Origin of the sequence: Phyllobacterium zundukense (assembly GCF_002764115.1) — a bacterium.
GTDB classification, from domain to species: domain Bacteria; phylum Pseudomonadota; class Alphaproteobacteria; order Rhizobiales; family Rhizobiaceae; genus Phyllobacterium; species Phyllobacterium zundukense.
The window spans coordinates 982,058-997,099 of sequence record NZ_CP017940.1 but is presented as its reverse complement, the minus strand read 5'-3'; the positions used below and the strand labels follow the sequence as shown (position 1 = coordinate 997,099).

Sequence of the window (15,042 nt, the reverse complement as noted above, 5' to 3'; positions counted from 1 at the left end):
CGTCACCCTATCCTGCTTATTGTTGCTGTGGCGAAATAGGTTCGCCCAATTTACGAATCACCAAATTATTGAGATCGGACGAATATTATGAACAACACATGGGATTTCTGGATCGACCGCGGTGGAACGTTCACGGATGTGATTGCACGCGACCCGGAAGGCCGTCTTCTTGCGCACAAGCTGCTCTCCGAAAATCCCGAGGCGTATAGCGATGCTGCCATCCAGGGTATTCGAGACCTCCTCAATGTCAGACAAGGCGATCCCATCCCTTCCCACCGCATTGGCGAGGTCAAGATGGGAACGACGGTCGCAACCAATGCATTGCTTGAGCGCAAGGGTGACCGGACAGTGCTCGTCATCACCAAGGGTTTTCGTGACGCCCTGAAGATCGCCTATCAAGCGCGCCCCGATATTTTCGCCAAGGAGATCATTCTTCCCGAGCAGCTGTATGAACGTGTCATCGAGGTGGCAGAACGGGTCAGAACAGATGGATCGGTGGAAATCGCGCCTGACCCCGATCAAATACGCGCGGCATTGGCTGACGCGAAGCAGGACGGGATCGACGCGGTTGCCATCGTTTTCATGCACGCCTGGAACTATCCGGCGCACGAGCAAATAGCGGCCAAGGTTGCACGCGATCTGGGATTCGGCCAGGTTTCCGTCAGCCACGAGGTCTCGCCACTGGCGAAGCTTGTCGGACGCGGTGATACGACGGTCGTCGATGCCTATCTCTCACCCATCCTGCGCCGCTATGTCGACCATGTGGCGCGCGAACTTGGAATTACCGGTGCTGACAAGGCTGGTGAAACATCTGCCCCGCGCCTTTCATTCATGATGTCCTCCGGCGGATTGACCGCGGCAGACCTGTTCCAGGGCAAGGATGCGATCCTGTCCGGGCCTGCTGGCGGCGTCGTCGGCATGGTCGAGACAGCCAAACTCGCCGGTTTTGACAAGGTGATCGGCTTCGACATGGGCGGCACCTCGACCGATGTGGCGCATTATGACGGCGACTATGAGCGCGCCTTCGATACGGAAGTCGCCGGCGTGCGCATCCGCGCACCGATGATGCGCATTCATACGGTGGCGGCGGGTGGCGGCTCGATCCTGCACTACAGCGCGGGACGTTTCCAGGCAGGGCCTGATTCCGCTGGGGCCAATCCCGGACCTGCCTGTTATCGACGCGGTGGCCCCCTCGCCGTAACCGACGCCAATGTCATGCTCGGCAAATTGCGGCCGGAATACTTCCCGGCGATCTTTGGCGCGGAGCAGAACGAGCGCCTTGACCGCGAGATCGTTGCCACAAAATTTGCGGCCCTTGCGGCGGAGATGGGGGAAGGCAAGACGCCGGAAGAAGTCGCCGAGGGCTTCATCACCATCGCAGTCGAAAACATGGCCAATGCCGTCAAGAAGATCTCCGTCCAGCGCGGCTATGACGTCACCCGCTATCTGCTCAATTGTTTTGGTGGGGCTGGAGGACAGCACGCCTGCCTCGTCGCTGATGCGCTTGGCATGGAAGCCGTACTGATCCACCCTTTCTCCGGACTCCTCTCCGCCTATGGTATCGGTCTGTCGTCGATCTTTGCATCGAGACAGCAGGCATTGGTCAAAGTCTTTGCATCGGAAACCCTGAGTGAAATCCGCCAGCTCTCCGACCGGCTTTCCGACACCGTCATCGCCGAGATTTCGGCGCAAGGCGTGCCACCAGAAAGCATCACCTCGCGTCCTATCCTGCACCTGCGCTATGACGGTACCGACACGACGATTCCGATCGACTTCAGCACTTTCGCGATTGACGAAGCGCGCATCGGATTTGAAGCAGCGCACAAGGCGCAGTTCGGTTTCATCTACGAGAACAAGGGCATCGTTGTCGAAGCTGTGGGCGTCGAGGGCGCCGATAGTCGAGAACGCGCCCAGGTCGAAGTTACAAAGAGCCAAGATAATTCGGAGCCTCAACCTGGTGAGACGTGCAAACTCTATTCAGGCGGGACATTCCACGAAGCGCTAACTTTCCCCCGGGCCAATCTCAAGACCGGGCACAAGGTCAACGGCCCTGCCCTGATCATCGAAACGCACCAAACGATTGTCGTGGAACCGGGCTGGCAGGCGGAAATCACCGCGCTCAATCACGTTCTGATGCGGCGGACAGCGAAAAAGGCACGCGCCGCAGCGCTGGGCACCGAAGCCGATCCGATCATGCTGGAAGTGTTCAACAATCTGTTTATGTCGATCGCCGAACAGATGGGCGTGACACTGCAGAACACTGCCTATTCGGTCAATATCAAGGAGCGGCTCGATTTTTCCTGCGCGGTGTTCGACCGCAATGGTGCGCTGGTGGCCAACGCGCCGCATATGCCGGTTCATCTGGGCTCCATGGATCGGTCCGTTGAGACGATCATCAAGCTCAACGAGGGCGATATCCACCCCGGCGATGTCTTTGCGCTCAACGCGCCCTATAATGGCGGTACACATCTGCCGGATATCACCGTTGTCACGCCGGTCTTCGATGACTCGGGCAACAACATCCTCTTTTACTCAGCGTCGCGCGGACACCATGCGGATATTGGCGGAACGGCGCCAGGATCGATGACACCATTGGCAACGACGGTGGATGAGGAAGGCGTTCTGATCGACAATTTCCGTCTCGTCGAGCGCGGCCGCTTTCGTGAAAAGGAACTGACGGAACTTTTGACCAATCATCCCTGGCCCGTCCGCAATGTCCATCAGAACATCGCCGATCTAAAAGCCCAGATTGCCGCCAACGAAAAGGGCGTGGCTGAACTGAAGAAGATGATTGCGCTGTTCGGCCTTGATGTCGTCGAAGCCTATATGGGCCATGTACAAGACAACGCGGCCGAAAGCGTGCGCGAGGTCCTCGACCGGTTGCCGGAAAACTCTGCATGTTCCTATTCAACCGATACCGGCCAGATAATTCGCGTGAAGATTACCGTCAACCGCAAGGAACGCCGCGCGACCGTGGATTTCACCGGCACTTCGCCGGTAGAGAAGAACAACTTCAACGCACCGGAACCGGTGGCGCGTGCAGCCGTGCTCTATGCCTTCCGCGTTATGGTTGAGGGCGCAATCCCGATGAACGCCGGCTGCTTGCGGCCGATCGATATCATCATTCCCGACGGCTCTATGCTCAAGCCCGCGTATCCTGCGGCAGTGGTCGCCGGAAATGTCGAGACATCGCAACATGTCACCAACGCCCTCTTTGCGGCTCTTGGTGCGATGGCCAATTCTCAAGGGACGATGAACAATCTGACGTTCGGCAATGACCAGTACCAGTATTACGAGACCATATGTTCCGGTTCGCCGGCAGGCCGCTTCAACAACGGTACGGGGTTTGCCGGAACATCCGGGGTTCACACCCATATGACGAATTCGCGCCTGACCGACCCGGAAATCCTCGAAATGCGGTTTCCTGTCTTGCTCGAGGATTTCCATATTCGGGCAAATTCGGGCGGCACAGGCAAGTTCCCCGGCGGCGGCGGTACCAAACGCACCCTGCGCTTCCTCGAACGGATGGATTGCGCCATTCTGTCGTCGCACCGCAATCGACCGCCGGAAGGCCTCGACGGCGGCGGCAATGGCGAGGTCGGCAAGACCGAGGTGCGCCGCAAGGATGGTACGATCGAAACATTGAAGGCCTGTGACCAGACTGTACTGGAGGCGGGTGAGGCCGTCATCCTCACGACCCCGACCCCCGGTGGATACGGCAAGAGCGGAGCATGAGCAGATGAACGCTGCCATTCCTGTCAGAATGCTCATTGGGAGTGACGCCGAAAGCTTCCAGGCACTGCGGCTGCGTGGCTTGCGCACCGTGCCGGAGGCGTTCGGTTCAAGCTACGAGGAGGAAGTGGATCGCAGCGTAGAGGAGGTCCGCCGGCGTCTCGACGCTAGGCCGAATGCGGTTTTTGGTGCCTTCGCCGATGAAAAACTTGTCGGCGTGGCGGGTTTCGCGATTAACGCTACGCTGAAGGAGAGACACAAAGGGTCGCTCTGGGGCGTCTTTGTTGATCCGGAATGGCGTGGCCATAACCTCGGAAAACGATTGACACAGGCTGTTATCGATCACGCCTGCCTTCATGTCGACACGCTGAACGCCATAGTCACCGCGGCGAACGTGTCGGCGCGAACGCTTTATCTCAGCCTCGGCTTTACTGTCTACGGCTTCGAAAAGGACTCGTTGCGCATTGACGGCCAATCCTACGACGATGAGTTGTTGCGGCTCGAGCTGCGCTGACGCTATAGCTACGATATGCCCCATCAAACACCGCATAACCTGTTCGTCGATGAGCTCGGCAAAGCCAGCCGCAAGCTGCGCACCCTCTTTGACGCCCGCGTCAAGAAGCTCGGCTTGACCCTGGCACGGGCAAAAACGCTCGTGCTTTTGAGCCGCCTTGGAGTACTCAACCAGAAAGAACTGGCGGAAGAACTCGAAATTGAAACACCAACCATGGTGCGCTTGCTCGACGGTCTCGAGAAGCAGGGCTTGATCGAGCGCCGCGCGGTCGAGGGAGACCGGCGCGCCAAACAGATTGTCATAACCGCGCTCGGCCTCGATCTCGCCGAGGAAGTCAATCGGCTGGCTCAAGCCCTTCGCGCTGAAATCCTCCAGGATGTGGATGAAAAGGAACTTTTGAACGCGATTGAAGTCCTGCGCACCGTCAATCGCAAGATCAACGATCTCAGTTAACTGCCAGCCGGAAAAGCGGAAAAAACAAGGAATTACGGGAATTCGATTACTTTTCATCGCAAGACTGTCACATAGCGCGAACGAGGTTGATCAAGCATTTGCCCGTAGGAGTTGAATCAACTCGCGAAGTTCTTCAACCTTCAACGTCACCCATTTGTTACATCGGGATGGTAGGCGGGTAGGAATTTCCAACAAAGGGGATTCGATTAGATGCCGCTTGCTAGACAATCCAGAAGTACCCCTCTTCCGCGCAACGAGAAGCTCAACAAGGCTGTTCGTCAAAACAGGCTTCTGTCGCGGGCTGGATTATCCGAGCGCCTTTTCGCTCACGTCTTCAAGGGATTGGTCTATCCGCAAATCTGGGAAGATCCCGAAGTGGATATGGAAGCGCTGCAGATCCGCGCCGGCCATCGCATTGTCACCATCGCATCCGGCGGTTGCAACGCGATGTCATATCTGACTGCGGATCCGGCGAGCGTCGAGGCCGTCGATCTCAATACGGCCCATGTTGCCTTCAACCGGCTTAAACTGGCTGCGGTTGCCAACCTGCCCAATTACGATGCCTTCTACCGCTTTTATGGCACAGCCGACGACAAGACCAACCTTGCTGCCTATGAGCGCTTCATCCAGCCGCATCTGGATGCGACCAGCCGCGCCTATTGGGAAAAGCGCATGTTGTCCGGCCGGCGCCGCATCACCATCTTCTCGCGCGACCTCTATCGTCACGGCCTGCTCGGCGTGTTTATCGGTATGGGACATCGCGTGGCAAAGCTCTATGGCATTGATCCGCGCGACCTCCTCAAGGCATCTACCATGGAAGAGCAGCGCGCCTATTTCGACCGCTCCCTCGCCCCACTTTTCGACAAGCGGATGATCCGCTGGGCAACGAAGCGCAAATCCTCGCTGTTCGGCCTCGGCATTCCGCCGCAGCAGTACGACGCGCTGGCGACCGCCGGAAATGGTAATATGGCGCAAGTCCTGCGTGGCCGCCTGGAGAAACTTGCCTGCGGCTTCCCGCTTTCGGAAAACTATTTTGCCTGGCAGGCATTCGGGCGTGGCTACAGCGACAACGCCGAAACCGGCCCCTTGCCGCCCTATCTGTCCCGCAGCAATTTTGCCACCGTGCGCGACCGCGCCGGGCGAATGAGCGTGGTCAATGCATCCCTGACCGAATTTCTCGCCGCCAAGCCCAGTGCATCTGTCGACCGGTTCATCCTTCTGGATGCGCAGGACTGGATGAACGATACGCAGCTGGGTGAGCTCTGGAGTGAGATCAGCCGGACCGCAGCGCCCGGCGCGCGCGTCATTTTCCGCACAGCAGCTGAACCGACCATCCTGCCAGGCCGCATCGACGATGCCCTGCTGGAGCGCTGGGATTACCAGGAAGAGGCATCCCTCGCGCTTCACGATCGCGACCGCTCATCGATTTATGGCGGGTTTCACCTTTATCTGCTCAAGGACTGATCTCGATGTTTGCCAAGATTGAACATGGGCGGCTGATGGATCGGGTCTATCGGCATCAGCGCCATTTCTATGATGCCACGCGCAAATATTACCTCCTCGGCCGTGATCCGATGATCGCGGGCCTCAATCCGCCGGAAAGAGGCAGCATTCTTGAAATCGGCTGCGGTACCGGCCGCAATCTGGTGCTGGCCGGAGAGGCCTATCCCAAGACTTCGCTCTACGGCATTGATATCTCGAATGAAATGCTCGCCACGGCTCGTAAGAAGATCGCTGCGGCAGGGCTTGGCAAACGCGCGCACCTCGCCTATGCCGATGCCGCGGATTTCGACCCGGAAGCACTTTTCGGGCGGCGCCAGTTCGACCGGATTTTCATCTCATACGCCGTGTCCATGATCCCGCAATGGCAGGCGGTGATGCGCGAAGCCGTGAGCCATCTCACACCCGGCGGCGCACTGCACGTCGTCGATTTCGGCGATTTGAGAGATTTGCCCGGCTTCAGCAAAACCGCACTCTATACATGGCTCGAATGGTACCACGTCACCCCTCGCAACGATCTGTTCGACGTGGCTGATGTGATTGCGGTCGAGTCTAAAACAGAAACCGAAGCCCAGCGGCTTTATCGCGGCTTCGCCTGGATTTCAGTCATTCGCCGCAAAGCCTGACCGGAACTGCTATTTGCACAGATCGCTCTTTGAGCCCTCTGAATTGGGACCCGCCAGGCAATACAGCACGGACATATCGGCTGCCGAACGTGCGTTCTGCGGATTGGGCTCAGCCGCATCGCCGCTTGTGCGCTGTTTCAATTCGCAATCCGTGCGAAGCAGGCACATCGCCGGTATGCGTGCCATCGCGACGGCCGCCTTCTGCATGCCCTGCGGACCGGCAAAATTCCCGGCATTGCGCACGCGATACCACTGGTGCGTGCGCGAAACGCGGAAGAACGCACGTGGATTGGACAGGATCGCCAGCCTTGAAGGAAGATCATTGTCGGCGAAGAGATCCACCACCTGCCCGTCATAAGGTTCCGCGAGACGCCGGTTGTTGGAAACAAAGGTCGAGTTGAAGGTGATTGCGGCCGTGCATGGGAAAGCTGCCGCCATATGACGGGCAAGTCCGCCGCCTAGTCCATGGCCAACCATGAAATACTCGACCGGAAGCTCGCCCGCATTTGTCTGGGCTTCCTTTCGGATCTTCGCGAACTCCTTGCGCGCGGTACGGTATTGATCCCAGGGATTGATCATCTGGGTGAAATAGGTGTTTTCGCTAATGAGGTCAGTGATGCTTGTAGCACTGTCTTTCCCTCGGAATACCATCATCACCGAAAGGCGATCCGCGCTGCGTCGATAGTAAAGTTCGGCATAGAAACCACCCGGCCTGACAATTGGTTCGCCTTGCGGAGCCCAGCCGAAATAGTCGGGTTGCAAATCGAAACGTTCGCGTGGAATGGGCCGGTAGACGTTTGAGGCATAAGCCGCATAGACGCCAAAATAATCGGAAATCAGCTCATTGTCATAATCGGGAAAGCCCCGGTAATTCCGCCAGAAGCTGGGGATTGTCGGCCGGATGCAACGTCCGGACTGGCCGACGGAAATTCCAAGATCGTCCCGGTTGATCGTCACCCACGACGCGAAAAATACATTGGCAAAGGCGACAAGCCCAACGAGAAGAACCAGCAAGCCAAGTCTTCTGATCATTCCGTGTCCCCTGACCGATCAAATGGCCGTGCCGCAGCCCGTGCATCTCAAACTCCGTTGCAACGCGTAGCATGGCTCAGAAAATCCTGCAGCTAGCAAATAACTGACAGGGACGCGCCAACGTTCTCATTTCTGTCTTGCCTTCATATCGTCGAACATTTTCTTGATGTCGGCCATCTGATCGTCGGCAAATTTGTCGGCGCCGCCACGCAGGAACTTGGAGATATATTCATCCACCTTCTTCTCGAAGCGAGCATCAGGGAGCATTTGTCCCATCTGCTTGACTGCATCGGTGCTACAGCTGGCGTTGAGCAGCACAACCGCACCATATGCTGGGCCAATCGATTCGATATACGGAGAAAGGGCAGCGTCGACATCGTCTTGCCTGCTTGCCAAGTCGATCTTCATCTTCCCGACACGACTGGCATAGCGCGCCGATCCGAGAAGCTGTATGGCCCGGTCCAGGGCGAACTTCGCCGCCGTGTAGTTGTTTACAGCGCGGTCAAAGCCGTCCAATGCGTGCTGGCAGCGTGCGGGATCAACCGGTGCATTCACGTCGAGCGCGTTTGTGGGAACCGGCAGCGACAAGCCCGTCAGGATCGGTGCCAGCAGCGCGATCATCTTCATTGCCGTTCCTCCCAGTTTGTAATGCTGGTGAAAGAATAGCGCATCTGGGTGGTACAAGCATCCGGACACAAATCTGGCAACGCAGCGAAAAATTCGCAGCTATGAGATGGCAAACGCAATTTGTTAAGCATAATGACGCATCAGTATGATGCACCAGATGCCCCGCCACGATTCAAATACGGACCGCCCTCATGAAACGTCTTGCAGCAAGCTTGCTGACCCTACTTTTGACCGGCTGCACGACAGTTGACTACGATTTCTCGGATGCAAAACGTCCCTCTGCCGTCCAGCAGATCGCCGCGCCATCCGGTAATGTGAGTGCGCCACGTTTTGGCGACAGAGATCCGCACGACTGGACCGGCAAGGCGCCATGGCGCTACCCGATCCATGGAACGGACGTGTCCAAATATCAATCCACGGTCGATTGGCAGACCGTTCGCGCAAGCCGCATTTCCTTTGTCTTCATCAAGGCAACCGAAGGTGGCGACCGCTTCGATGACCGCTTCGCCCAGAACTGGTCGGCGGCCCGCGCCGCCGGTATCCCGCGCGGCGCCTATCATTTCTACTATTTCTGCCGCACTGCCAAGGAACAGGCACGCTGGTTCATCGAGCATGTCCCGAATGATCCGGGTGCGCTGCCACCCGTTCTCGACATGGAGTGGAATGCCGCCTCTCCGACATGCAAGCTCAGGCCCAATGCCGCGGTCGTCCGCAGCGAAATGCGCACCTTCATGGATATTCTGGAGCGCCACTACGGCAAGCGTCCGATCATCTATACGACCGTCGATTTCTTCGATGACAATGATCTGAGGCAGTTTGTCGGCTATCCGTTCTGGCTGCGCTCCGTTGCCGGCCATCCCGATGAAAGATACGGGCCGCATCCCTGGACGTTCTGGCAATATACCGGAACCGGAGCAATCCCCGGAATTCGCGGCGATGCGGACATCAATGTCTTTGCGGGCAACGAAGGCGCCTGGAAACAGTGGCTGGTGCGCAACAAGGTGCGATAAAGCTCAAACCCGGCCTTTTCTCGCAAATCTTTGACTTCACCTCCCCGTCATATTCGTGCATTAGCAAGGAAAGCTCGCGTACCTCTTGGTACGCCCGTATCAACGAGATTTCCCTAATGAACAAATTATCGATTGCCCTTGCCGCCAGCCTTCTTGCAATGTCCAGCACCGCTCATGCACTGGACCAGGTGGCATCACCGCAACCGGTAATCGCAAAGCCCGCCTGTGGCGGCGAACTGGAGCCATGGTTCAACGGCCTGATCAACGAGGCAAAGGCCGCCGGGGTTACCGACAAGGGCATCAGCGAGCTGTTCAAGGCATCAATGGACGACAAGGTGCTCGAGCGCGATCGTGCCCAGGGCGTGTTTAACCAGACCTTCCTGACGTTCTCGTCACGCATGGTGTCAGACTACCGTTTGAAACAGGGCGCCGCGAACCTCAAGAAATATGCCGACACTTTTGCCAGGGCCGAAGCCGAGTATGGCGTACCCGGCCCTGTTATCGCCGCCTTCTGGGGCCTGGAAACCGATTTCGGTGCTGTCCAGGGCGATTTTGATACGCTGAATGCCCTCCTGACCCTGTCGTTTGATTGCCGCAGGCCGGAACTCTTCCGCCCGCAGCTCATCGCGCTCTTGAAGCTTTTCGACAGCGGCGTTGTCGATGCCAAGACGACCGGCGCCTGGGCCGGTGAAATCGGCCAGATGCAGATGCTCCCCTCAGACTATCTTGAGCGCGGTGTCGATGGCGATGGCGATGAAAAGGTCGACCTGAAACACAGCGCACCCGATGCGATCATGACCGCTGCACGCGTAATGCACGATCTTGGCTGGCGCAAAGGCCAGCCATGGCTGGAGGAAGTAAAGCTCAGCCGAGAACTGCCTTGGGAAAACGCCATCCGTACCAACCGCCTGCCCCACTCCAAATGGGCCGAATGGGGCGTGACCGGCATGAAGGGACCACTCGGTCCCGATGACGGCGATGCATCGCTGCTGCTGCCGATGGGCCGCAAGGGGCCAGCTTTCCTGTCCTATGCGAATTTCGACATCTTCGTCGAATGGAACAAGTCCATCATTTACGCGACGACGGCCGCCTATTTCGCTACACGCCTTGCCGGCGCAGGCCCCCTAGAGCCGACAAATCCTGAAGTCGGTCTCAATCCGGAGCAGATGAAGGAATTGCAGAACAAGCTTGCAGCGCGCGGCCACGACATGGGCCCAAAGATCGATGGCGTGTTCGGTATTCTCACCCGCGATGCAGTCCGTGAGGAGCAAATCCGTCTTGGACTGCCTGCCGATTCATGGCCAACGCCGGAACTCCTTGGCAAGCTTTGATCCGGCGCTGTCTTGCTGTGTCATGATGGAGGAGCGATCTATCCTCCATCATCGACAACGCAAGGCGGGGCCCTATTTCAGGCCCATGCAGCTCGCATAATAGCTTGTCGTTCCCACCCAGTCGAAGAATACGCCCTTCACGCCAACATCCTTGGCGAGCACATCCAACATTTCGTAGACATCGTCACCATTTTTCGTGAGCCAGTAGTCATTCTCCATTGTCCAGCCAACCAGCTCGAATCTGGCCTTTCTTGCAGCAAGTGCAGCCTTTGAAGGAATGGGTTTTTTGGTTGTTTTGTCGATATCCGTAAGATTTTCCCAGGCTGACGATATTGTCCTGACACCCTGCTTGTAAAGGTCTGCCAGCCTGTCGTCGGTGACTGAAGAAGGTAGGGGCCAGAGATAAGACGCCCCCTTGGCGAAGTCCCGTTCATTTGCAGCCAGATAAAGTACATCATCAAGTTTCTTGGCTTGAATATACACCCTGGAGGGGTCGATCTTGGCGTCTCTGTATTCCTTGATCAGCTGCTTGATGAAATTCTCCCTGGTGGAACCTGGGGCCAGGCGGACATCTTTGAGCTCCGGGGTCATCTTGACGCCCGCCGCGTCGAACAGGGCAATCGATTGGGCGTGGCTCATCACTGTGCCCCGCGAATAGAGGCCCGTGCGTTTATCAGATACGTTCCTCAGATATTCAGTTGGTTTCGTTGCATCGGGGTTAGACCCTGCCAGTTTTCCCTTCAGTGTCAGGAATTCATCCAGGGTGAAATCATATGTGCAACAGGATACAGAGGCTTTTTTCGTACTTTGCGCGGGCGTAAAAGGAATAGAACACTTTGCTGCAAGTTCCAGATTGGACAGAACATCTGTCGTTAGAGCGAGATCACATTCCTGATGACGGCAGACAAGTTGATTGTCCTTGGTAAGGGTCACATCGCACTCAAGAATACCCGCACCCATGCGGATGGCCGCCTCATAGCCCTCCTTTGTGTGTTCGGGAAATTCCAACGGCGCACCGCGATGCGCGATGGCAAAATCCGTCCGCTTGAACGGCCCATCGGCGCAGGATTTGAGCTTGGTCTTCAATGGCCCATCGCTCATGCTATCGACCAGAAAGTATGGCCTGGTGCCAGCTTGGACGGCCTGTGGCGCAACAGCACGCGGATCCACTTCAGGCACAGGCGACACGATCGGTCCGAGGTCCTGCAGTTTGGTATTGGTCGGCTTCGGCTGGTCACTCTTATCGGCAAAGGTACTGTCGGATACATCGCTCTTTGGTGCTGAATCACTGCCATTACAGGCGGATATCATGACAGCAAAGGCAAATAAAACTAAAGTATTAGTACCAATTCTCATCAATATATCTCTCTTTGAAAATATTGATACTCATACAATACCTTTATGACAGGTATATTTCGCGATACACTGATGACCAGGCTGCATTTTAATGGGATGATGGAGGAGCGATCTATCCTCCATCATCGACAACGCAAGGCGGGGCCCTATTTCAGTCCCATGCAGCTCGCATAATAGCTTGTCGTCCCCACCCAGTCAGAGAATACGCCCTTCACGCCAACTTCCTTGGCGAGCACATCCATCCTGCCGAAAGTCATATCACCCGTATTGTTGGGCATTCCGTCGCGCTCCATTGTCCAGCCGACAAGTTCAAATCCGGCCTTTTTTGCGGCAAGAGCAGCTGCCGTCGGGACGTATTTGTCGTTCGTCAGTGGCGCAAGACCATCCAAGCTGAAGGATATCGTCCTGACGCCTTGTGCAAAAAGGCTTCCAAAACCGGTAGAAGCTGGAAGAGTCTTGACAAGATAGGATGCGCCCTTGCCGAAGTCCGGCTCATTCTTGATCCAATAGCGCACATCAGCAAGATCGAAGGATTGTATACTCACCCTGGACGGATCGATCTTGGCCGCTTTGTACTCGTCGACAACCTGCTGTCTGTAATCACCGAGACTATAGCCTGGTATTGACCTTTCCAAATTCTTCAGCTCCGGCGTCATTTTGACACCCGCCGCATCGAACAGGGCAATCGACTCCGCATGGGACATCAACGTGCCGCTCCGGGTGGCGTAAAGATCTGTGCGCCAAGCCTTTTTAGGTGCCTCCATCATTCCCCGTAAGCTCTTGAATTCCGCAAGCGTGATGTCGGATGTGCAGCATGTACCGCCTGTGCAATTACCCTTGAGATTTGTGGACTGAATGTTCGTTGTATCGTTGAGATCACATTGCGAGTGGCGGCAGACGAGCTGCTTGTCCTTGGTGACAGTCACATCACAATCAAGAATACCCGCGCCCATCCTTATCGCGGCAAGATAGCCCTCCTTTGTATGTTCGGGAAACTGCAACGGCGCGCCGCGATGGGCGATAGCGAAATCCGTCCGTTTGAAGGGCCCATCCGCGCAGGATTTGAGCTTGGTCTTCAAGTCCCCGTCGTTCATGTCATCGACCAGAAAGTAGGGTCTGACACCGACCTGTATGGCCATTGTGTCAGCTTTTGGCAATGGTAAAGGCCACACGATCGGTCCGAGGTCTTGCAGTTTGGTATTGGTCTGCGGAGGTAAGACAACTGCCTTGTTTGAGGGCGTAACCGCTGGCGGGAGGGCTGTCACCTTCGGCAATTCGCTCTCGCCGGTAAAGGTATTGTCAGATGTATCGCTCCCCGGCGCGGCTGAATCACTACCGCTACAGGCGCAAATAAATAACGACAAATAAGACTAAAGTATTAGTAACAATTTTCATCAATATATCTCTCATTTAGAATATTGATGTCGATACAATCCTTTCATGACAGATATATTTCGCCATATATCGATGACGCGGTTGCATTTCCATGAGGGGCGAAGAACTAAAGCTCAGTGTAGGCCATCGTCTCAAGCGAGGCAAAACCCTCGGGCCGATCGCCCGCATCGAATGGTGTCTCTACCTCGACAAAAGTATCGGGATAGAAACCGTTGAAGCGGGTGCGCAACGACAGCGAATAGGCGCCGATATGGCCGATCTCGATCCAGTCCCCGGTATCGACCGTTTCCGGCAGCCAGAACGGGCGCGACAGTATATCGACGGAGTCGCAGGTTGCCCCGCAGACCTTGAACGGCACGATCGCCTTTGGATCGCCATTGCGATGTTTCTTGGCGGGATCGGGGATGAAACGGGCAGGCAACGTTATCTTGCCAGTCCATGAATCCGAGAGTGATGCCCAAATACCGTCATTGATGTAAAGCCGCCTGCCCTTGCGCAAGAGCACACGCACGATCAGCGAGAAAGCGCGCGCGACGATGACACGGCCCGGCTCCGCCACCAGCGGCAAGTCCCCAAAGCCATACTCCTTGATGTCACCGCGCAGCCGCGACATCAGCTGACCGAGCGAAGGCATTTCCACATGCTTGCGCTTGGGGTCATGCCCATACTCTGCGGGAAAGCCACCACCGACATCAAGGCCAGCCAGCGGTACACCCGCGCGGTTACGCACCCAGTCCGCCGAACTCAAGGCGCGCTCATAGGTGTCGGGATCCTCGATCTGGCTGCCTACGTGGAAACACAGGCCGACATTATAGCCTATCTTATGGGTCCGCTGCAGCAGCTCGACTGCATGGGCAGGTGCTGCACCAAATTTCTTGGACAATTCGTAGGCTGCATGCCCTTTGGTCTGCAGGCGCACATAGAGCGTAATACTTCCCGGATCGATATCGAGCGCCCGGACGATGCGCGTCACCTTCGCGATCTCATCCTCATGGTCGACGGCCATAACGCGAATACCATAGGTTTCGAGTGCGAGGCGTATATCCGACTGCGCCTTGATCGGATGCATATAGAGCATCTGCGCCTTCGGAGCGACCTTGCGCACCGCCTCAAATTCACCGGGTGACGCCACATCGAATATGTTGATGCCATTGCGCGCCAGCGTATCGAGTACGAGATGTTCGCCGTTGGTCTTGACCGCATAGGCAGTCTCGCCCGGAAACATTTGTCTGAACTGATGCGCGTCCTCAACCAGAACTTGCGGCCGAAAGCAATAAACGGGTTGATCCGGCCGCAGGGTGAGCGCTGCTTCACGGGCCGAGGCGAATCGTTGCATCGTTTTGTTCTGCGTCATGGAAAACTCTTACCAAGGACGGATGACAGGCGAAAGTCGATTTCTTGTGGCAGGAATCGGGTGGCTTTATACCTCAGCGACGGTAAGTAGGTTATTCCGCTGCGTTTTTCTT

Annotated in this window: 12 protein-coding genes; 7 read left to right on the top strand and 5 right to left on the bottom strand. The window is 56.5% G+C overall.

The features are described from left to right. Positions 1-87 precede the first annotated feature (87 nt). From BLM14_RS04810 to BLM14_RS04790, 5 genes are all read left to right on the top strand, one after another. Positions 88-3,735 carry a hydantoinase B/oxoprolinase family protein gene (locus tag BLM14_RS04810; protein ID WP_099998339.1) on the top strand — a complete coding sequence of 1,216 codons (3,648 nt, stop codon included), beginning with the start codon at positions 88-90 and terminating at the stop codon, positions 3,733-3,735. 4 nt (positions 3,736-3,739) lie between these two features. After that, positions 3,740-4,246 carry a GNAT family N-acetyltransferase gene (locus tag BLM14_RS04805; RefSeq protein WP_099998338.1) on the top strand — a complete coding sequence of 169 codons (507 nt, stop codon included), beginning with the start codon at positions 3,740-3,742 and terminating at the stop codon, positions 4,244-4,246. A 15-nt stretch (positions 4,247-4,261) separates the two neighbouring features. After that, positions 4,262-4,699, top strand: coding sequence for a MarR family winged helix-turn-helix transcriptional regulator (locus tag BLM14_RS04800; RefSeq protein ID WP_099998337.1), 438 nt, complete (start codon positions 4,262-4,264; stop codon positions 4,697-4,699). A 210-nt stretch (positions 4,700-4,909) separates the two neighbouring features. Next, complete coding sequence (locus tag BLM14_RS04795; protein ID WP_099998336.1) at positions 4,910-6,163, top strand: BtaA family protein; 1,254 nt, start codon at positions 4,910-4,912, stop codon at positions 6,161-6,163. 5 nt (positions 6,164-6,168) lie between these two features. Next, on the top strand, positions 6,169-6,825 hold the full coding sequence (locus BLM14_RS04790) for a class I SAM-dependent methyltransferase (RefSeq protein WP_099998335.1): 657 nt from the start codon (positions 6,169-6,171) through the stop codon (positions 6,823-6,825). Between the two features lie 9 nt (positions 6,826-6,834). On the opposite strand, the gene BLM14_RS04785 is transcribed toward BLM14_RS04790, so the two are convergent. Both BLM14_RS04785 and BLM14_RS04780 read right to left on the bottom strand, forming a co-directional pair. Further along, positions 6,835-7,857, bottom strand: coding sequence for a Tle-like phospholipase domain-containing protein (locus BLM14_RS04785; RefSeq protein ID WP_099998334.1), 1,023 nt, complete (start codon positions 7,855-7,857; stop codon positions 6,835-6,837). Positions 7,858-7,983: 126 nt separating this feature from the next. After that, positions 7,984-8,484 carry a hypothetical protein gene (locus BLM14_RS04780; RefSeq protein WP_099998333.1) on the bottom strand — a complete coding sequence of 167 codons (501 nt, stop codon included), beginning with the start codon at positions 8,482-8,484 and terminating at the stop codon, positions 7,984-7,986. A gap of 191 nt (positions 8,485-8,675) precedes the next feature. On the opposite strand from BLM14_RS04780, the gene BLM14_RS04775 reads away from it, so the two are divergent. Continuing rightward, on the top strand, positions 8,676-9,494 hold the full coding sequence (locus BLM14_RS04775; RefSeq protein ID WP_099998332.1) for a glycoside hydrolase family 25 protein: 819 nt from the start codon (positions 8,676-8,678) through the stop codon (positions 9,492-9,494). A gap of 116 nt (positions 9,495-9,610) precedes the next feature. Next, entirely contained in the window at positions 9,611-10,825 is a 1,215-nt protein-coding gene (locus tag BLM14_RS04770) for a lytic murein transglycosylase (protein WP_099998331.1), read from the top strand. Positions 10,826-10,897: 72 nt separating this feature from the next. On the opposite strand, the gene BLM14_RS04765 is transcribed toward BLM14_RS04770, so the two are convergent. The 3 genes from BLM14_RS04765 to BLM14_RS04755 all read right to left on the bottom strand — a co-directional run bounded on the left by BLM14_RS04765 (position 10,898) and on the right by BLM14_RS04755 (position 14,912). Further along, on the bottom strand, positions 10,898-12,181 hold the full coding sequence (locus tag BLM14_RS04765; protein WP_237143516.1) for a glycerophosphodiester phosphodiesterase family protein: 1,284 nt from the start codon (positions 12,179-12,181) through the stop codon (positions 10,898-10,900). A gap of 146 nt (positions 12,182-12,327) precedes the next feature. Then, on the bottom strand, positions 12,328-13,320 hold the full coding sequence (locus tag BLM14_RS04760) for a glycerophosphodiester phosphodiesterase family protein (RefSeq protein ID WP_099998329.1): 993 nt from the start codon (positions 13,318-13,320) through the stop codon (positions 12,328-12,330). 362 nt (positions 13,321-13,682) lie between these two features. After that, complete coding sequence (locus BLM14_RS04755; RefSeq protein WP_099998328.1) at positions 13,683-14,912, bottom strand: alanine racemase; 1,230 nt, start codon at positions 14,910-14,912, stop codon at positions 13,683-13,685. Between the last annotated feature and the right edge of the window lie 130 nt (positions 14,913-15,042).

Coding starts and splice junctions, on each gene's coding strand:
- BLM14_RS04800 (WP_099998337.1), top strand. CDS start 4,262: ATGCCCCATCAAACACCGCATAACCTGTTCGTCGATGAGCTCGGCAAA.
- BLM14_RS04810 (WP_099998339.1), top strand. CDS start 88: ATGAACAACACATGGGATTTCTGGATCGACCGCGGTGGAACGTTCACG.
- BLM14_RS04770 (WP_099998331.1), top strand. CDS start 9,611: ATGAACAAATTATCGATTGCCCTTGCCGCCAGCCTTCTTGCAATGTCC.
- BLM14_RS04795 (WP_099998336.1), top strand. CDS start 4,910: ATGCCGCTTGCTAGACAATCCAGAAGTACCCCTCTTCCGCGCAACGAG.
- BLM14_RS04790 (WP_099998335.1), top strand. CDS start 6,169: ATGTTTGCCAAGATTGAACATGGGCGGCTGATGGATCGGGTCTATCGG.
- BLM14_RS04805 (WP_099998338.1), top strand. CDS start 3,740: ATGAACGCTGCCATTCCTGTCAGAATGCTCATTGGGAGTGACGCCGAA.
- BLM14_RS04760 (WP_099998329.1), bottom strand. CDS start 13,320: ATGGCCATACAGGTCGGTGTCAGACCCTACTTTCTGGTCGATGACATG.
- BLM14_RS04785 (WP_099998334.1), bottom strand. CDS start 7,857: ATGATCAGAAGACTTGGCTTGCTGGTTCTTCTCGTTGGGCTTGTCGCC.
- BLM14_RS04780 (WP_099998333.1), bottom strand. CDS start 8,484: ATGAAGATGATCGCGCTGCTGGCACCGATCCTGACGGGCTTGTCGCTG.
- BLM14_RS04775 (WP_099998332.1), top strand. CDS start 8,676: ATGAAACGTCTTGCAGCAAGCTTGCTGACCCTACTTTTGACCGGCTGC.
- BLM14_RS04755 (WP_099998328.1), bottom strand. CDS start 14,912: ATGCAACGATTCGCCTCGGCCCGTGAAGCAGCGCTCACCCTGCGGCCG.
- BLM14_RS04765 (WP_237143516.1), bottom strand. CDS start 12,181: ATGAGAATTGGTACTAATACTTTAGTTTTATTTGCCTTTGCTGTCATG.